The 18,426-nt window shown below is 69.9% G+C and carries 16 protein-coding genes; 7 read left to right on the forward strand and 9 right to left on the reverse strand.

Annotated features, from left to right (window positions below):
• Positions 1–271: 271 nt before the first annotated feature.
• Positions 272–742, reverse strand: coding sequence for a hypothetical protein (locus EJK15_RS10160; protein WP_138710127.1), 471 nt, complete (start codon positions 740–742; stop codon positions 272–274).
• Positions 743–1,051: 309 nt separating this feature from the next.
• On the opposite strand from EJK15_RS10160, the gene EJK15_RS10165 reads away from it, so the two are divergent.
• The 3 genes from EJK15_RS10165 (at position 1,052) to EJK15_RS10175 (ending at position 6,315) form a co-directional block, all read left to right on the forward strand.
• Complete coding sequence (locus tag EJK15_RS10165; RefSeq protein WP_206060758.1) at positions 1,052–1,693, forward strand: class I SAM-dependent methyltransferase; 642 nt, start codon at positions 1,052–1,054, stop codon at positions 1,691–1,693.
• Positions 1,694–1,993: 300 nt separating this feature from the next.
• Positions 1,994–4,804, forward strand: a complete 2,811-nt coding sequence (locus tag EJK15_RS10170; RefSeq protein ID WP_171074210.1) for an AfsR/SARP family transcriptional regulator — start codon at positions 1,994–1,996, stop codon at positions 4,802–4,804.
• 44 nt (positions 4,805–4,848) lie between these two features.
• Positions 4,849–6,315, forward strand: a complete 1,467-nt coding sequence (locus EJK15_RS10175) for a BTAD domain-containing putative transcriptional regulator (protein WP_171074211.1) — start codon at positions 4,849–4,851, stop codon at positions 6,313–6,315.
• Between the two features lie 36 nt (positions 6,316–6,351).
• Here EJK15_RS10175 and EJK15_RS10180 read toward each other — a convergent pair whose 3' ends face one another.
• The 6 genes from EJK15_RS10180 to EJK15_RS10205 form a co-directional block, all read right to left on the reverse strand.
• Positions 6,352–7,539 (reverse strand): DegT/DnrJ/EryC1/StrS family aminotransferase, encoded by a 1,188-nt coding sequence (locus EJK15_RS10180; RefSeq protein WP_138710131.1) that lies wholly within the window; start codon positions 7,537–7,539, stop codon positions 6,352–6,354.
• Entirely contained in the window at positions 7,536–8,282 is a 747-nt protein-coding gene (locus EJK15_RS10185) for an amidohydrolase family protein (RefSeq protein ID WP_138710132.1), read from the reverse strand. Before EJK15_RS10185 ends, EJK15_RS10180 begins: the two co-directional genes overlap by 4 nt.
• A complete protein-coding gene (locus tag EJK15_RS10190; protein ID WP_138710133.1) occupies positions 8,279–8,977 on the reverse strand; it encodes an amidohydrolase family protein in 699 nt (232 codons plus the stop codon). Before EJK15_RS10190 ends, EJK15_RS10185 begins: the two co-directional genes overlap by 4 nt.
• 107 nt (positions 8,978–9,084) lie before the next feature.
• The gene (locus EJK15_RS10195) at positions 9,085–9,945 is read right to left on the reverse strand and encodes a carbohydrate ABC transporter permease (RefSeq protein WP_138710134.1); all 861 of its coding nucleotides are present in this window, start codon (positions 9,943–9,945) and stop codon (positions 9,085–9,087) included.
• The gene (locus EJK15_RS10200; protein WP_138710135.1) at positions 9,942–10,808 is read right to left on the reverse strand and encodes a carbohydrate ABC transporter permease; all 867 of its coding nucleotides are present in this window, start codon (positions 10,806–10,808) and stop codon (positions 9,942–9,944) included. The genes EJK15_RS10195 and EJK15_RS10200 overlap by 4 nt, the downstream gene beginning before the upstream one ends.
• Before the next feature lie 58 nt (positions 10,809–10,866).
• Positions 10,867–12,114 carry an ABC transporter substrate-binding protein gene (locus EJK15_RS10205; RefSeq protein ID WP_138710136.1) on the reverse strand — a complete coding sequence of 416 codons (1,248 nt, stop codon included), beginning with the start codon at positions 12,112–12,114 and terminating at the stop codon, positions 10,867–10,869.
• A gap of 439 nt (positions 12,115–12,553) precedes the next feature.
• On the opposite strand from EJK15_RS10205, the gene EJK15_RS10215 reads away from it, so the two are divergent.
• Positions 12,554–13,759, forward strand: a complete 1,206-nt coding sequence (locus EJK15_RS10215) for a response regulator (protein WP_138710137.1) — start codon at positions 12,554–12,556, stop codon at positions 13,757–13,759.
• Between the two features lie 75 nt (positions 13,760–13,834).
• Here EJK15_RS10215 and EJK15_RS10220 read toward each other — a convergent pair whose 3' ends face one another.
• Both EJK15_RS10220 and EJK15_RS76225 read right to left on the reverse strand, forming a co-directional pair.
• Positions 13,835–14,890: a dihydrodipicolinate synthase family protein gene (locus tag EJK15_RS10220; protein ID WP_206060759.1), complete on the reverse strand. Its 1,056-nt coding sequence runs from the start codon at positions 14,888–14,890 to the stop codon at positions 13,835–13,837.
• A gap of 43 nt (positions 14,891–14,933) precedes the next feature.
• The gene (locus EJK15_RS76225; protein ID WP_276615375.1) at positions 14,934–15,068 is read right to left on the reverse strand and encodes a hypothetical protein; all 135 of its coding nucleotides are present in this window, start codon (positions 15,066–15,068) and stop codon (positions 14,934–14,936) included.
• A gap of 436 nt (positions 15,069–15,504) precedes the next feature.
• Between EJK15_RS76225 and EJK15_RS10230 the strand changes: the two genes are divergently transcribed.
• The 3 genes from EJK15_RS10230 (at position 15,505) to EJK15_RS10240 (ending at position 18,375) form a co-directional block, all read left to right on the forward strand.
• A complete protein-coding gene (locus EJK15_RS10230) occupies positions 15,505–15,801 on the forward strand; it encodes a DUF3817 domain-containing protein (protein ID WP_138710139.1) in 297 nt (98 codons plus the stop codon).
• A 131-nt stretch (positions 15,802–15,932) separates the two neighbouring features.
• A complete protein-coding gene (locus tag EJK15_RS10235; RefSeq protein ID WP_138710140.1) occupies positions 15,933–16,520 on the forward strand; it encodes a helix-turn-helix transcriptional regulator in 588 nt (195 codons plus the stop codon).
• Between the two features lie 151 nt (positions 16,521–16,671).
• Positions 16,672–18,375, forward strand: coding sequence for a PHP domain-containing protein (locus EJK15_RS10240; protein WP_138710141.1), 1,704 nt, complete (start codon positions 16,672–16,674; stop codon positions 18,373–18,375).
• Positions 18,376–18,426: the final 51 nt, after the last annotated feature.

Raw genomic sequence — 18,426 nt, forward strand, 5'->3', positions numbered from 1 at the left:
CCCAGGGCCTGTCTTCCGCCGGTTTCCGGTCGGCTGTGCTCTCCCTGATGTCCGTGATCAGGTCACTCCGTTTCCGCTCCCGCCGCATCGAACTGGGCGTGCGGTTCTCCCGCACCCAGCACACCGACGCCGTTCACCGCCGGTATTCAGCTTCTCTCGCCAGGGCTTGCCGGCTCTGGGCGGGACGACGATTCCAGACAGCTTGATCAGGCCGCACTGGTCAGGCGAACGGTAGGCGACCACGTCGATGCCGAAGCGGCTACGCCGAGCGTCAGATCAGGCCGCCGGGGTGCCGGTCGGCGAGGTAGACACGTCCGGCCTCGGCGTCGCGAGGGGAGAACAGGTAGCGGATCCAGGCCTGCTGCTCGTGCAGGATGGCGCCCATCTCCCACACGCAATAGGTCCCCTTGGCTGTTTCTCCGAACGGGATGAGCTCGAACCCCGCCGCATCCTTGAGATAGGCCGTCTCCCACAACTCGTTGTCGTTCAGCCACGTGCATACGAGCAGGAGATACGCGCCGCCGACGCGGTGCAGGATGACGAAGCCGAAGTCGCCCGTGGGAGTGATCCCGCTGATCTCTGCCCGGAGGAACTCGCGTGCCTCCTTATGTACTTCCTCGCCGATCTCGCGGTCCTCCCGGTGGAGGTCGTACCACTTGAAGCGAACGCCGGGCAGCTCGAGGCCTTCGCCCGCCGAGAGCCGCTTGCGCACGTGCGTGTAGTCAGAGGAAACACTCGTCATGGCTCGACACTAGGCGCGCAGCGGGGCCCGGTGTCGACAGCCACTTCCGATCATTAACGGGTGACCATTTCGCCGCTTTCCAGCCGAGCGGCTTGAGGCCACACAACCGATGATCAGCAAAGCGTAAAGCCTCTGGTAGAAGCGGTCTTGCCTAGAGATCACCTTCAGAGCCAGAGGCTTCATGTATCCACCGGCGTCTATGGGGCGTCCGTCCGGATGGCACAAGAATCCAGTAATCCGGCTCCACCCAACCCGGGGCAGAGCATGCCGGAATTGTTCTTGTAGGTTTCCATGGGTCACACTTGGGTCGTGTCGGATCGGGCCCCCGCGTTCGCTCGCGATGTTGCGACCGCCGCCTATTACGAGCAACGCGCCAAGGAGTACGACGAGTGGTACCTGGCGCAAGGTCGCTTCGCGTCGCTCAACCCACCCGCATGGCACCTGGAGGTTTCGCGCCTGGTGGACCTGGTAGGCGGGCTACCAACGGCGCGAACTCTCGACGTCGCCTGTGGCACCGGTTTTTTGACGCGTCACCTTCATGGGGTCACCGTCGGGCTGGACCGGAGCCCTGCGATGGTTGCTGTAGCCCAATCACGACTGCCCGCAGGCGTGGCCATCGTTGGTGACGCACTGAAGCTCCCGTTTGCCGACGGAGCATTCGACCGCGTGCTGACGGGCCACTTCTACGGCCACCTGCCACTCGACGAGCGGACGGTCTTTCTCTCCGAGGCGCGGCGCGTGGCCGGTGAACTGGTTGTCATCGATACTGCCCTCCGTCCCGGAGTCGAGCCAGAGCAATGGGTGGAGCGGATGCTGAACAACGGCTCTCGACACCGCATCTACAAGCGCTATCTGACCAGCGCACAGCTCGCCGAAGAACTGGGCGGCGAGGTGCTCTTCGACGGGCGAAGCTTCGTCGCGGCTCGCGTGACGTGGTCAAGCCCGTCGTGACGCCAAACCGCTCGACTCACTGATCGGCCGCGATTGACGGTTCTGCTGTCGCGGATCAGTCACGTAGGACAATCAGCTCGCCGCATCCAGACAGGGAAAGGACGAGAGAGTGGCAGCGACCGTGTCCACGTCCTCCCGCCGAGCCACTAAGAGCTGACTGCCACCCCCTCTGATTCGCGCACCACGACGATGACCGTCAAGCGGACTCTCACGGGAAGGACGTGCCAGCACTCTAGGATCAATGCCACAGAACCAGATGACCCTGTACGTGTCGACGGACGGAGGGGAAGCGCTCCGCTCATGGGACTGGACATCAGGATCTTGGGCCCGTGGGAGGCCTCCGCGGACGGCGCGCCGCTGCCGCTGGCCGGCAGCCGGCGGATCAGCCTGCTGGCCCGGCTGGCGCTGAGCGCCGGCCAGCCGGTCACGGCCGAGCAGCTGCTGGCCGACGTGTGGGGCGAGAGCCGGGTGGCGACGGCGGCCAAACAACTGCACATCGTGGTGTCGAAGCTCCGCGAGGCCCTCGCGACGCACCTGGCCGGCGAGATCATCGTGACCGTGCCCGGCGGCTATCGCCTGGACCTGCCGGTTGAGCACGTCGACGCGCACCGGTTCGCCCGCCTGGTACGCGACGCCCGCGCGGCACGGGCACGTGGTGACACCGCCGCCGCGCACGCGCTGTTCCGCCGGTCCCTGGGTCTGTGGCGGGGCGACGCCCTGGCCGAAATGCAAGGGGATTGGGCGCGGATCGAGGCGGCGCGCCTGGAGGAGGAGCGGCTGTCCGCCTTCGAGGACGACACCGACCTGCGGCTGGCTCTGGGCGACCACCACGCCGTGGTTCCCGAGCTGACCGCACACGTCGAGGTGCACCCTCTGCGGGAGCGTCCATGGGCGCAGCTGATGCTGGCGCTGTATCGGGCATCGCGGCCGTCTGAAGCCTTGGCGGCCTACCAGGACGCCCGCCGCGTCATGGTCGAGGAGCTCGGCATCGAGCCGGGCGCCACGCTGCGGCGCCTGCAGCAGGCGGTGCTGGCCGCAGACCCGGTCCTCGACCTCCCCTCCCCGCTCCAGCAGGCTGCGCCGGGCGTGGTTCCCGCTCCGGCCGAGCTGCCCGCCTTGGGGGTTTTCACCGCACGCCACCTCGAGCTGACCTGGCTCGGCAAGGCACTCACCGAGACCTCGCCGGGCGCGCCGACGATCGTGGCGATCGACGGGCCGGGCGGGATCGGCAAGTCGGCGCTGGCCGTGCATGCCGCCCACTCCGTGGCCCACCGCTTCACCGACGGGGTCCTCTACGTCGACCTGCGCGGTGCCACAGCCGGTCTGGAGCCGCTGGAGCCGCTGGACGCGCTGGGCCGGTTGCTGCGCTCGCTGGGACTGGACGGCTCCGCCGTACCCACCGTGAGGGACGAGGCCGCGGCGCGCTACCGCTCGCTCACCGCCGGGCGCAGCCTGCTGATCATCCTCGACAACGCGCTGGACGCCCGCCAGGTCCGCCCGCTCCTGCCCGCCGGGGCGGACTGCGTGGTGATCATCACCAGCCGGCAGGCGCTCACCTCGCTCGACGGCGTGAACCACCTGCACCTGGCCGAGCTCGACCCCGCCGACTCCACCACGCTGCTGGCGCGGATGGCCGGTCCCGCCCAGGTGCACGCCGAGCCCGAAGCCGCCGCGCGGATCGTCCGGCTGTGCGGTGGCCTGCCGCTGGCCCTGCACATCGCGGCGGCGCGCCTGGCCGCCCGCCCTCACTGGACGCTGTCCTACCTCGCCGACCGACTCGCCGACGCCACGCGCCGCCTCGACACGCTCGAGCACGCCGACCTGGCCGTGCGCGTCAGCCTGGCCGCCAGCCTGCACCACCTGCGCGAGGAACCGACGGGCCAGGAGGCGACCGAGATGTTCGCACTCCTCGGCCTGCTGGACACGCCCGAGCACACGCCGGCGGCGGCCGCCGCCCTGGCCGACCGGCCGGCGTACGCCGTGGAGGCGGTGCTCGACCACTTGCTGGCGGCCCGCCTGCTGGAGCCGGCCGGTCCAGACCGCTATCGGATGCATGACCTGGTCCGCCTGTACGCACGAGAGCAGGCCGCCCGCGACATTCCCGAACCTGAGCGCCGCGCCGCCACGCACCGGGCGCTGCACCACTATCTCGCCACGGCCAGGACGGCCAGCCTCCTGCTCAATCCCTCCCAGGCCATCGTGGCCGACCTCCACGCTGACCTGCCTGGCCTGCGCCTGAACACCCCTCAGGAGGCCATCGCCTGGACCGAAGCCGAGCGCGACAACCTCATCGTCGCGGTGCGGCAGGCCGACGATCTCGAGACCGTCACCGGCTTGGCCGCCTGTGTCAACGTGCCGTTCAGCCATCGAGGCTGGCTCGGCGATCTGATCGAGATCCAGCGTCGTGCGCTGGACATCGCCACCCGTGCGGGCGACTGGGCGGGGCAGGCTCGCGGGCACAACTACCTGGGCTGCATCCACAAGAACAGGGGCAGCCTGGAGTCTGCAGTCGCCCACCTCGAGCAGGCCGTCCTGTGCTGGGAACGGGCGGGCACGCCCTCCCGGGCCGCGGGGCCGCTGCACAACCTCGGCACGACGTACGGCAGGCTGGGGCGCTTCGACGAAGCGCTGGCCACCCAGGTCAAGGCGATCGCGGCGACCCAGGAGAGCGGCCTGCGCGACTACGAGGCGATCATGCTCAACGGCCGGGCGTCGGTGCTGATCAGGATGGGCCGCTTGGACGAGGCGATCGACGCCGGCCGCAAGAGCCTGGAGATCTGGTCGGACTTCGACAATCCCCAGGGCGAGGGCGCGACGTGCGACACGCTGGCCGACGCCTACCGGCGCGCGGGCAGGTACGCCGAAGCCGAGACCCTCTACCGGAGGGCCGTCGAACTCCAGCGCGCAGCCGGCCACCGCGCGGTGGAAGCCATCTCCCTGTGGGGGCTCGGCGATACCCTGAACGACCTGGGACGGCTCGCCGAAGCCCGGGCATGCTGGCACCGGTCGGCACGGACCCTGCGCGACGTCCACCTCCTCACCGAGGAGGAGCTGGAGCGGATCCTGGCCCAGGACGTCCCGCCGCCCCCGGGACCGATCAAGCACTTCTAGGACATACCGGCGATATACCGGCTCCTTCGTACACTTCTTCCCTGATGTCACTGGAGATCGGGTTCCTCGGGCCCTGGGAGATCAAGGCGGGCGGGCAACCGGTACGGCTGGCGGGCCGTCGCCGCGTCGCCGTACTGACACGGCTGGCGCTGGACGCCGGCCAGCCCGTCACCGCGCGTCATCTCGTCACCGACGTCTGGGGGCAGACCTCGACCGCCACGGCCGGCAAGCAACTCCACATCGTGGTGTCGAAGCTGCGTGACGTGCTCACACCCGAGTCCATCGCGACCGTGCCCGGCGGTTACGTGCTGGACGTGCCCCGCGATCAGGTCGACGCGCACAACTTCACGCTGCTGGCCCGCCAGGCGCGAATGGCCCGCGAGCGGGGCGGGCCGGGCACCGCCGACGCGCTGTTCCGGCGGGCGCTGGCCCTGTGGCGGGGGCCGGCCCTGGCTGAGCTGATCGACCCGTGGGCGCAGATCGAGTCCAGACGCCTGGAGGAGGAGCGCCTGGCCGTCTTCGAGGACCACATCGACCTGCGGCTGGCCGCGGGGGACCACCACGCGGCGGTGACAGACCTCGCCCCGCACGTCCAGGCCCATCCGCTGAGGGAGAGATCGCGCGCGCAGCTGATGCTGGCGCTCTACCGGGCGGCCCGGTCGTCCGAAGCGCTCGCGGTCTATCAGAAGGGCCGAACCGTCCTGGTGGAGGAGCTCGGCGTCGAGCCGGGCGCGCGGCTGCGCCGGCTGCAGCACGCCATCCTCACGAGGGATCCCGTGCTCGAGCTCACCACTCCGGCGCAGTCCGCCACGATCGTCCCCGCCGAGCTGCCTACCGACACCCGGTCGTTCACCGCCCGGCACGAGGAGGTGGGCTGGCTGCGGGAGGCGGTGCTGAACGCGGGCGTGGCCGTGGTCGACGGGCCAGGCGGCCTCGGCAAGTCGGCGCTGGCCGTCCACGTCGCGCACGCGATGGCCGGACGGTTCCGCGACGGCGATCTCGCGCTGCTCGATGAGCTCACCGTGACAGAGAACCTGTTTCTCAGCCGCGAACCGCAACGCGGGCTGCCGGGCTTGAAGCTGCTCGACCGGCGGGCGATGAAGCGGCAGGCGCGCGAGATGCTCGCGCAGATCGGCGCCGCCGACCGGATCGAGGTCGACGGGCTGATCCGATGGATGTCCGGTGGCCAGCGCCAGGCGGTCGCCATCTGCCGGGCGGTGGCCTGGGGCGCCAAAGTGATCATCCTCGACGAGCCGACGGCGGCCCTCGGCGTCAACGAGAGCGCCGAGGTCCATCAGCTCATCCGCCGGCTCAAGGCCCAGAGCATCACCGTGATCTTCGTTAGCCATAATTTCGAAGAGATCATGGCGCTGGCTGACCACATTTGGGTGATGAGGCAGGGCACGGCGATCGCCGGCCGGCGTGCCGCGGAGACCAGCGGGACAGAGCTGGTGGGCCTGCTGACCGGCGCCACGTCGGAGGCGGCCGAGGGCACATCAGCGACGACCTGATCGTGCCGAGCCGGGCCGAGAGGCAGGCGACCGGGCTTACCCGGCCATCACCTTGGCGAGCGCCTCGGCTATCTGGGCGGCGTTGGCCGGGTCGTCCATGAGCATCGACTGGCGTACCCAGACCACGTCTCGCGCGGCCTCCGCCGCGGCCGGGCAGGGCTCGGCGCGCGCGCCCGCGCCGGTCAGCGCGGTCATCGTGCCGAGCGGCGGGTACCCGGCATCCAGCGGCACCCCTTCCGCGGCCATGGCGGCGATCAGGAAGTCCCGGTCGAAGGGCACGTGAACGCGGAGCATGAGGAGGTGGCGCGAGTCGCGGGTGGTGCCATCCGGCCGCGGGACCACGGAGACCGGCCGCGTCGCGCCGTCCTGGCCGTCGGGCGTCGAGATCGCGGCCAGCTCGCGCTCGACGGCGGCGCAGAAGGAATTCCTGCGGTCGAGCTCCTCGTCGAGGCGGTCCAGCCAGGGCAGCAGCAGCGCGGCCTGGATCTCCGTCAGGCGCAGGTTCCAGCCGACGTTCGGGTGGCCGTACCACTGGCCGCCGAGCTCGCGGCCCACGTTGCAGACCGACCAGATTGCCTCGTAGGCGGCCCGGTCGCGGCAGACGATCATGCCGCCTTCCCCCGCCGTCATCGCCTTGCCGGCCTGGAAGCTGTACACACCGACGTCGCCGAGACCGCCGATCGGGCGGCCGCGGTAGGTGGCGCCGTGCGCCTGCGCGGCGTCCTCGACCACCACCAGACCATGCTTCACGGCCACGGCGTTCAGCGCGTCCATGTCCGCGGGGCTGCCCGCGAGGTGCACCGGCATGATCGCTGCCGTGCGCCCGGTGACCGCGGCCTCGACGGCCGGCGCGGACAGGTGCAGGTCGGCCGGGTCCACGTCGACGATGACCGGAACGGCTCCGGCCAGCAGGACGGCGGTGGCGGATGCGACGAAGGTGTAGGCGGGCACGATCACTTCGTCTCCCGGCCTGACGCCCAGGCCGCGGAGCGCGGCGAACAGGCCGAGCGTGGCGTTGCCGGCGGCCACGCCGTACTCGACCCCGGACAGGCTCGCGAACGCGGCGGTCAGGTCCGCGACGACGGGCCCGCCCTGGGTGGCCCCCCACAGGCCGCTGTCCAGGACTTCGGTGACGAGCTTGCGCTGCGCTGGGTCGATCGGCGGCGGCCAGGGGGGCCAGGGCGTCGAGCGGACCGGCGGGCCGCCGTGGATGGCCAGCGTCATGGGGGTCCCTTCGGTGGATCGTTCGGACGGAGGCGGGCGCCCAGCAGCCGGGCCAGGTTCCCGCCCTGGATGAGGGCGCGGTCGGCGGCGCCGAGCGGCGCGAGCGCGACCCGGCCCCAGCCGACACGCAGGTCGAGGAAGCAGGAGTCGGAGCCATAGACCACCCGATCGGCGCCGACCATGGCGGCCAGCCGGGCGATCCAGCGGCCGGTCATCCGGGAGCCGCAGATCTCCAGGTAGAGGCTCGGGTGCTCGCCGATGAGGCCGGCGGCGCGGGCGAAGCCGTACGGCCAGAGCCCGGTGTGTCCGAGAAGCAGCGGCACGCGGGGGTACCGCTCGGCCACGGTGACGAACTGGGCGGGGTCGCTCCACGGCGAGTCGGTCTGGCCATGGGCCAGCACGGGCAGGCCGAGCTCCCATACGGGGTCGTAGCGGCGGTCGTCGAGGCGGCACCGGTGCACATCCGGGTGGATCTTGACGCCCCAGACCTCCTGGCCGGTGAGCGGGTTGCGCTGGTGGGGGTTGTAGACCTGCCAGACGCCGAACCGTCCCGGATGCCGCTCAGCTGCGGCGAACGCCTGCCGGTTGCCTTCCTCGGCGGCCGGGCCGACGCCGAGGAGATGACTGATACCCATCGCGTCGATGCCGAGGCGGTCCATCAGCTCGATCATGCCCTCGGCCGACTTGTCGGGAATGAGGAAGTCCGGCCATGGGCCGAGATGGCCGTGCGCGTCGAGGATCACAGCAACTTCTCCAAGGCTCCGGCGGCGATCAGGTCGATCTCCTCCCGCGTCAGGTCGAGGTGGTCGAGCAGGAACCGGGGACCGCAGTCGTCAGCCACCGGGGCGCCCGTGCCGAAGACGAGCCGGTCCGCGCCGAACTGCTCGGCCAGCCGCTCGACACCGCGCTGGGTGTTGACGGTGCCGATCTCCACGTGGACGTTCGGCGCCTCGGCCATCAGCTCGGCCAGTGTCCGCAGCCTGCGGTAGCCGGGGTTGAGCAGCAGGATCCGCTGCTCCGGCAGCCGCTCGGCCAGCGTGCGGAGCTGAGCGGGTGAGGTCTCCTCCCAGTCGATCGCGACGGGGAGGCCGAGCGCGGCCAGCCAGCGCATTGCGATCGGCCCGGTCAGCTCGAAGCGATGCCTCTCCGGGCAGAGCCTGACCATGCGGACGCGCCACCCATGTACCTCCTCCGGACCGGAGGGCACGGATGCCCCTGGCACTCCCGGCACCACCACGGGCACCGGGATCAGCCGTGGATCGTCCAGCTTCAGCAGGGCCTCGTTGCCCGTCCCCGGGTCGGAGTAGAGGCTGAGCGTGTGAGTCACGCAGGCCCGCTCGATGCCCAGCCGGTCCATCTCCCCCCGCGGGTCGTCCGGCAGGTCGTCGAACGGCACGGGACCGATCAGCCGATGAGCATCGATCACTAATTTCGGCACAGACCGAAATCTAATGAGGGAACGGAGTCGCAGTCAAGGCCGCCGCCGCCCACGCCGGCCGGCACCGGTCCCGGAGGGGCTTGTGCCGACCCATCCGCCCAAGAGCCCTATTTGAGTCCGGTCATCGCGATGCTGTTGACCAGGTAACGCTGCAGCAGGAAGAAGACCAGCAGGCACGGCACCGCCGAGATGGCGGCGGACGACATCAGCATCGACCACTGCAGTTCCTCGGTCTTCAGGACGGTCAGGCCCACGGTGAGCGTCCGTGTGGCATCGCTCTGCGCGATCACCAGCGGCCACAGGAAGTCGTTCCAGTGCCACAGGAACACGAACACGCCGAGCGTGGCTAGGATGGGCTTGGTCAGCGGCACCACGATCGTCCAGTAGACGCGCAGCTCGGAGGCGCCGTCGACCTTGGCCGCGTCGAACAGCTCATCGGGCAGTCCCATGATGAACTGGCGCATCAGGAAGACGGCCTGCGAGTTCGCCAGGGTGGGCACGATCAGGCCCCAGAACGTGTCGACGCCACCGAGGTCGGAGATGAGCACGAACACCGGGATCAGCGTCGCCTGGAACGGCACCATCATCGTGGCCAGGAACGTCCACAACATGACGTCACGGCCTGGAAAACGCTTCTTGGCGAAGGCGTATCCGGCCATCGAGGCGGTGAGCAGGATGACCACCACGGAGACCACCGAGTAGATCACCGAGTTGAGCGTCCACTGCGCGAACCCGGACGTCGACAGCACCTGGGTGATGTTGTCGAACGTCAGCGTGCCGGGCCACTGCACCGGCACGGTGGGTTTGCCCTTGGGGGTGAGCGCCACGATGATCATCACCACGAACGGGGCGACAGTCAGCAGCGACATCACCGCCAGCAGCGCGACGAGTGCCCATCTGGCGCGCGGCCGCCTGGGCTTGGCAGAGGCGGCGGCACGGGTGACCGGGCGGGTGGCCGTGAGCGTCATGTGTTCCCCCTGCCGAGCAGACGGCGCTGGATCAGCGAGATGGCCAGCACGATGGCGAACAGCACCATGCCCCACGTGGCCGCGTAACCGAACTCGAAGAACCGGAAGCCGCGCTCGAAGATGCCGTAGATGAGCGTGTAGCTGGCCTTGGCGGGCCCGCCGCCGGTCATCACGTAGACGATGTCGAAGACCTGGAACGAGCTGATCGTCTCGATGACCAGCACGAAGAAGAGCGCGGGCTTGAGCAGCGGCAGCGTGATGCTGCGGAAACGCTGCCAGGGGCCCGCGCCATCGACGCGTGCCGCCTCCATGTAGGAGCCGGGGATCGCCTTCAGCCCGGCCAGCAGGATCAGCATGGAGTAGCCGAACCCCTTCCAGCAGGAGACCACGGCAAGCGCGGGCAGCACCAGCGCCGACTGCTCCATGAACGCGATCGGCCCGACGTCCACCTTGGCCAGCAGGCCGTTGAGCAACCCGTCGAACTCGTAGATCCAGCGCCAGATGAGACCGGCGAACACGAAGCTGGTCACGTACGGCAGGAACAGCATGCCCCGGAACAGCCCGCGCATGAAGACCACGGCGTTGAGCAGCAGCGCCGTGCCGAGGGAGACGAGGACCGTCATCGGGACGAAGATCGCCGCGTAGACCAGGGTGACGCGCAGGCTGGACCAGAAGTTGGCGTCGTTCCACAGCCTGCCGTAGTTGTCCGCGCCGACGAAGTCCCACTCTCCGCTGATGTTCCAGTTGGTCAGGCTCATGCCCGCCGCACCCAGCGTGGGGAAGATCCGGAAGATCAGGAAGAGCACGAGCACCGGGAGAACGAACAGCAGCCCTGTGATCGGGTCACGCAAGCGATGACGCACCGGGGGTTTCACACCTTTCCAGAAGCAGGGCCTTCCCGTGGGAAGGCCCTCAATCGTGTCAGCCGCCGCTGCCCAGCAGCTCGTTGGCTTCCTTCGCCGCGGCGTCGAGGGCGGTCTTGGCGTCCTCCTTGCCGAGCAGCGCCGCCTGGATGTGCGAGGCGACCATGGACATCACCTGGCGGGCCTTCGGGTGGGTGTCACCGGGGAAGGCGTACTCGAGCGACTTGGCGAACTCCTTGGAGGCCGCCGACTGATCGGGGATCGTCACGTCGGTGCGTGCCGAGAAGAAGCCGGACTCCTTGGCCAGCCCCGCCGCCACCTCGGGCGAGGCGAGGTGGCTCGCGAGCTTTTTGGCCGCGTCCTTGTTCTCGGCGTGCTTGGCCAGGACCAGCCCGCCGGGGATGCCGAACGCGATGCGCTTCTTGCCTTCCAGCGGCAGCCCGATGCCCACGTTCTCCTCGCCGATGGCGGCGCCGAGCTGGGTGGCCTGGAGCGCCGTGGCGGCGTGGTACATCGCGGTCTTGCCGCCGGCCAGCGGCCCGCCCTCGACGTCGTTGCCCTTGCTCGCGGTGTTCTCCGGAAGGCCGCCGACCTTCTTCAGGTCGAGGAGGAGCTGCAGGCTCTCGACGCCTTCCGGGCCGTTGAAGGCGACGCTCTTGCCGTCGGGGGCGAAGACGGAGCCGCCGTTGGCCCAGAAGATCGGGTAGAAGGCCTGGTTGAGCGAGACCTCGGGCTTGCCCGGGTAGTCGAGGATGGCCACCTTCTTGGCGGCCAGCTTGGGCGCGGCCTCCTTCAGCTCGGCCAGCGTCTCGGGCACCTTGGTGACACCGGCCTGGGCGAAGAGCTTCTTGTTGTAGATGGGCGCGGTGATCGTCTGGTAGATCGGCACGCCGTAGAGCTTGCCGTCCACCGTCAGCGCGGTGAGCGCGTTCGGCAGGTAGGCCGCCTTGTCCGCGGCGATCACGTCGTCGACGGGCTCGAGCCCGCCCTGCTGGGCGTACTGGGGGATCTGGTCGGGGCCGAGCACCACCAGGTCGAACCCCTTCTTGGAGGCCAGCGCGGTGGTGATCTTCTCTTGGCGGCCGTCCCACGGCTGCTGGTCGATCTTGACGTCGATCGCAGGGTTCTTGGCTTCGAAATCCTTCTCGACCTTGCTCCAGAACGCCTGGTTCTTGGCTTGGTCCCCGATGACGGGATACATCCAGAGTGTCACCGTGCTTTTGTCCGAGCCCGAGTCCCCGGATCCGCATCCGGCCATCACGACGCTCAAGGCGGCCGCGACTCCGGCTGCCGTTAGCTTCCTCATCGGCGGCTTCCTTTCACGAATACCGGTCCTGACCGAAACCTAGTAAGCTGGGGGGAGCCGGTCAATGTCTGATACATGAACGTAACGAGCCTCTCGCAATATTTGATGATTTCGCGGGCGATGGCATGGATCCGGCCCATGCCGGAATCCCGGCCGCCTGCAACGGCGACGCGAGCTCGGGAGCGTCTCCACCCGGCCGCCCGCGCCGGATCCGCCGGGTTGCTCCGCGCGGGCCCCCACGGCGTCCGGATCGAGATTGCCGTCCCATGGGTCCACGTCGGCGAAAATGGGAACGGCGTTCTGCGCCAAGATGGGGGGCCACGGTCCCGAAGTCCGTGATCGGCGTCGTGATGATCTCGCCACGGGGGTCCGGCGCGGCCGCCACGACGGACAGATGGGCCTTTCGGTCTTGACCGAAATATGAGTGAAGGAGGCGCGGGTGGGAATCGTCATCGGGGTCGTCGGTCCGCACGACCTGGTCGACGACGTCGCGGCCACGTGCGAGGAGCAGCCCGGCGTGGGCGCCCTGCGACTCGACTACGACCACGAGTCGCAGGCGCCCGAGATCGTGGAGGCCCACGCCGCGGCCGTCGAAGGCTGGCTGTTCACGGGCATCGTCCCGTACATGCTGTCCCGTGACGCCGAGACGCTGACCCGTCCGGCAGCGTTCGTCGACTACACGGGCGCGACCCTCCTCAGCGCCCTGGTACGGCTCCAGCACGACGGCCAGGACGTCACCCGGCTCTCGATCGACACTCTCGCCCCCGCCGACGTCACCGCCACGTTCACCGAGGCCGGGTTGCCCACCGCCGACCTGCGCACACTCCCCTACCGCCCGGAGATGACCTCCAAGAAGGCCATCGCCTTCCACCGGCGCGGCCCCGGGCATCCGGTGATCACCTGCCTCAGCTCGGTGCACGAGGCGCTGCGTGAGGACATGCACGTGCTGCGCCTGGCGCCGTCCGTGCACTCGGTCCGGGTGGCGCTGCGTCAGCTGCTGCTGACCGCCGAGGGGCAGGCTCAGGAGGACGCGCAGATCGCGCTCGGCCTCATCGAGGTGGAAAACTCCGAAGGGCTGCTGCGCGAGGCCACCGCGCTGGGCGGCACGGTGGCGGCCTTCCGAGGCAGCACCCACCTGCTCGTGACGACGCGCGGCCCGCTCAACGACGCCACGGGCGGATTCACCTGCCTGCCCATGCTGGCGCGGCTGGCAAGCCAGAACGCGGTGGTCCGCGTCGGTTTCGGCGTCGGCCGCAGCGCCGCGGAGGCGGAGAGCCTGGCCCGCCGCGCCCTGAGCAGGGCTCGCCGCATCGGTGAGGTGGCAGCGGTCCTCTCGCTGCGCGCCGACACCGACATCGTCCTGGAGTCGGCGCCCGCCGGCCCGGCGAGCAGCCCGAATCTCTCGGTCATCGCCCGCCGCGTCGGCCTGTCGGTCCCCACGCTGGAGAAGCTGCTCCAGGCCAGGGCCGCTGCCGGAGGCGAACCCCTGACCACCCGGGAGATCGCCGACCGGCTCGCCGTACAGCAACGCACGGCCCGGCGCATGCTCCACCGGCTGGAGCTCGCCGGTCTGGCCGAACGCACCGGCAATCTCACCAGCGGGTCCAGCGGCCGCCCTCTCACCCTCTACCGGCTCACCCTCTGACCGCCGGGTCCGAGCAGGGACGATCGCAACCGGATCCGGCAGGGCGCGGGCCGGCGGGCGACGGGTGCGCATCTGTCAGGAGAGCCAGCGGCTCAGGCCGTCCGAGACGAAGTCGTCGTCTCGGAGCCATGGGTAGGCGGTCCAGACGCGGTCGATCTCGGCGAGTTGCCCCGGCGACAGCTCCTCGGTCCGATCGAGGCACCAGCGTCCCTCCAGCAGGCCCTGGCGCCGGAGCACCTCATGGATGCCGGGGATGCAGCCGTGGAAGCCGTTCGCCGAGTCGAAGATGGCCGCGTTGGCGTCCGTGAGGTGGCCGTCCAGGGTGAGCAGGCGGCGCACCGCCGCGTCGTCGCCCGAGCGGGCCCGCGTGGCCTCCTCCAGGAGCTCGACCGCCCGCCGTACCCAGACCGCCCACTGTCCGAGCAGGCCGCCGACGAACTCGACCTTCACCTGGCGCCCGTCCACCACGACGCAGTGGGTGGTGATGAGGTCGGCCAGGATGTGGTCGTCGTTGCCCGTGTAGAGGGCCACCTCGCCGGCGCGGCCCGCCCTGACGACGCCGTGCAGGACGTCGACGGTGCGATACCGGTCGAAAGGGGCGACCTTGATCCCCACTACGGAGTCGATGGCAGCCAGCCTTGTCCAGAAATTTCGTGACAAGGGGCGCCCGCCCACTGCGGGCTGCAGGTAGAAGCCGATCACCGGCAGCACCTCGCCCACCGCGCGTGCCCGATCGATCAGCCCGTCCTCGTCCAGGTCCCGGTACGGGCTGAGCAGCACCATGTGATAGCCGAGCGACCTGGCCAGCTCCGCCTCCGCCACCGCCTGCGCCGTGGGCCCGGTCGCACCGGCCACCAGCACCACCTCGCGCTCGACCTCGCGAGCGGTGCGGGCGGCCAGTTCGAGCACGGGCGGCAGCAGGTCGGTGCCGTGAATGGCGAACTGCGTGGTGTGCACGCCCACCGCCAGCCCGCCCGCGCCCGCCTCGACGTAGTAGCGGGTCAGCGCGCGCTGGCGGCGTTCGTCCAGCTTCCTGTCCTCGGTCAGGGCCAGCGGGTGCGCCGGGATCACCAGGCCCCGCCTGAACAGGTCGCGCACGGACGTCTGCGCCTCTGGAGCCGTGCTGAGCACGTGAGGTCCCCCTTTTTCTTGAGCCATTGGTGCGGCACGCGGATCAGAAGCGCCCGTCGCGGCGTTCGAACTTGGTCGGCTTGCCGAGCACGTTCACCTGGCCTGTGGCCAGATCGACGGGCTCCCCCGCCAGGACCTTCCGCGCCAGCCGCTCCTCGAGTTCCGCCGTCGTGCGCACGCACTCTCCCCTCCGTCATTTACGGTCCAGACCGTAACTTGACGAGACTTCGGCTGTCAACGGCTACGGCATCGCTCAGGTGCTCTCGCGTGCGGAGATGAGGACGTCGAGGATGGCCCAGGTCGCGGCTGGCACCGGAGGCGGGGTCGTACTCCACGACCCGCCCGCGCTCCGACATGCCCATGTAGATCTTGCCGTCAGGCGAGGCGGCCATGGTCCAGATGAAGTGGTCCGGGTACTCGGCGAGCTTGGTGGTCGATCCTGCGAGCGTGTCGATCTTGTAGAGGTCGGACTTGGAGTGGGTGCCGACTTAGACGTCGGTGCCCAGGGGGCTGGCGACGCCGGCCGGGCCGAGGTCGGTGATCGTGCCCTCCTCCTGCGCCGTCGTCCTCTACAGCCTGTAGAGTGTGCGCGGTATTCGGGTGAAGGGTGGAGCATGCTGCGCTGGTTCCGAGTCGTGGCGATGGCCGAGGCGTGCTCGTGGGCGGGCCTGCTGGTCGGGATGTTCTTCAAGTACGTGACCGCGACCGGTGAGCTCGGGGTGAAGGTGTTCGGGCCGATCCACGGGGCGCTGTTCGTGCTGTTCGCGGTCGGAGTGATGCTCTCGGCGCGGGAGGCGGGCTGGAGCCGAGGCGCAGTGGTGCTGGGCCTGGCGTGCGCGGTACCGCCGTTCGCCTCGCTGTGGTTCGAACGGCGGATGGCGGCGCGTACGGCGGCCGGTCAACTGGCCTGACCCGGCGCTCCGCTGCGGCCACCACCGGGCGAGCAGCGAGGGAAGTCAGCTCGCGGAGCCTGCCCGAGTACGGTCATGTGCCCCACGCGCCCTGCGCGGCGGCGGTCTGGGCGTAGTCGGAGAAGTGCACGGTGCTGCTGAACGGCTTGTACACCGTGGACGGCGGCGTGCCCGGCCGGCTGCTGGCGGCACTGCCGCCGCTGGCCGTCGTCGAGGCGGGGCACGGGTCCTGCCCCATCAGCCCGGCGGCTTTCGAGGAGGTCGCCCGGGCGGAGCCAGGGCAGCAGGTTCTGCTGGACCGGATGCTGGACCTGATGCTCATCACCGCTCTGCGCGCCTGGTTCACCCGCCCCGGCGCAGAGCTCCCCGCCTGGTACCGGGCGCACAGCGACCCCGTGGTGGGACGGGCCCTACGACTGCTGCACGCCGACCCCGCCCATCCGTGGACGCTGGGAGCGCTGGCGGCCAAGACGGGCGCGTCCCGGGCGGCGTTGGTCCGGCGTTTCACCGCCCTGGTCGGACAGCCCCCGATGACCTACCTGCGCGAGCAGCGGCTCACTCTCGCCGTCGACCTGCTGCGCGAACCCGGCACCACGATCGCCACGGTGGCAAGCCGGGTCGGCTTCTCCAGCCCCTTCGCCCTGAGCACCGCGTTCAAAAGGGAACGCGGCATCAGCCCGAGCGAATACCGGACGGGCACAGCCCTGACCGAAGGGTGACGGTCCCAGCGACATGCGGCGCCGACCAGCGGCGCGGAACGAGCCGGTGGGCCCCAAACTTCAGTATTCGGACAACCGATAATCACCGTTTCGCCATCTGCCGGGCATAGCGTTCCGCCGACAAGTCGGCACGACGTAGGCGGACAGGCACATGACCGGAGACCGAGATGTGACGCGGGCGGATGCGGAGCGGCAGCACCTGTTGCCGGTCTGGGCCGATCCCGAGGTTCCAGAGGAACGGCTCGACGCCCAGGGCCTCTCGCGGCGGCGCCTGCTGCGCAGAACCGGCCTGTTCGGCGCCGGTTTCGCAGCCGCCTCGCTGGTGGGCCCCCAACCGGCCGCTGCTCAGCGGACGCCTGCTGGTGACGATCCGGATCTGGTGTACCTGGTCGGCGACCACCACGTGCACACCGTCTACAGCCACGACGCGAAGTACACCTTCTCCCAGCAGGCGTTGCGGGCGGCGCAGTTCGGCTTGGACTGGATGGTGTTCACCGAGCACAGCAACATCGGCCACGCCGATGCCGGTGGCGCGCTGGCCGAGCGTGCGGAGGTGCTCAAGGCTCGGGCGGAGAATCCTCGCCTGCTCATCTTCCAGGGTCTGGAGTGGTACATCCCGGCGGCCGAGCATGGCACCGTCTTCGCCGCTCCCGGCGAGAACGAGGCGGAGATCCTTCGCCAGTTCGAGCTCGCCTATGACGGCAAGCTGCTGAAGCGGGCCGAGGGCGGGCCCGCGCACCCGGACACGCCGGGCAACGAGGCGCTCGCGGTGGAGGCGATCAAGTGGCTGGCCGAGCGCAAGCGCACGGGATTCGTGGACGACGTCCTCGTGCTGGCGAACCACCCGTCCCGGCTGGGCATCGACTCCCCGCACGAGCTGCGCGCCTGGCGCGACGCCGATCCAGACATCATGATCGGCATGGAGGGCGCGCCTGGCGCGCAGGGTGCCGCGCTGCCCGGGCGAGGGGCGGCGAGCGTGCGCGGCGAGTACGAGAACAAACCGTCGGCGCAGTCCTGGCCCGGCTACCCGGCAGAGGCGTATGTGACCTATGGCGGTTTCGACTGGATGACGGCCACCGTCGGCGGGCTGTGGGACGCGCTGCTGTCGGAGGGCAAGCTTTTCTCGATCACCTCCAACTCGGACAACCACCGGACGGTCTACGACACCTGGCGCAACGGTGACTGGCCGGCGGGGAAGAACTTCGACAACACCGGCAAGCTGCCCGATCCCGTGGACACGGGCACGCCGCAGCCGGGGAGCGACCTCTGGCCGGGCCAGTTCAGCCGCACTCATGTGGGGGTGACGAAGTACGGCTACCGCGAGGTGATGGCCGGTCTGCGGGCGGGCCGGGTGTGGGTGGACCATGGCCAGCTCATCGACGGGATCGACGTGCGGCTGGTGGGCGCCTCCCCTCGAGGCGCGGGCACCACGCTCGGCGGCCGGCTCCGGGTCGGCCGCGGCCAGCAGGTGTTCCTGCTGGTCACGATCACGACAGCGTCCCGCCCGAACTACCACGGGGAGCTGCCGAAGCTGGCGCACGTCGACGTCATCAAGGGCAGCGTCCGGGCTCCCGCCCAGGATCGTGACGCCTGGCGGGCGCCGGACACCCGCATGGTCCACAGCATCGACGTCGGGGGACGGACGGGAACGTACACGCTGCGGATCCCGGTCGGCCGTGTCACAGAGCCGTGCTACCTGCGGCTGCGCGGCAGCGACGGGCGCCGCAACGGCCCTGGCCTGCTCGGCCGCGCCATCGACCCGCACGGGCCGATCGCGCACCCTCCGGGTGACGGAGATCCGTGGCTGGACACCTGGTTCTACACCAATCCCATCTTCGTCGACGTCGAGCCCTGACTCCTGCCTCCCAAGACTGTCTCCCAAGACCTGCCTTCCCAAGAGAGGACC

Source organism: Nonomuraea basaltis, from assembly GCF_005893125.1.
In the GTDB taxonomy this organism is placed as follows: domain Bacteria; phylum Actinomycetota; class Actinomycetes; order Streptosporangiales; family Streptosporangiaceae; genus Nonomuraea; species Nonomuraea basaltis.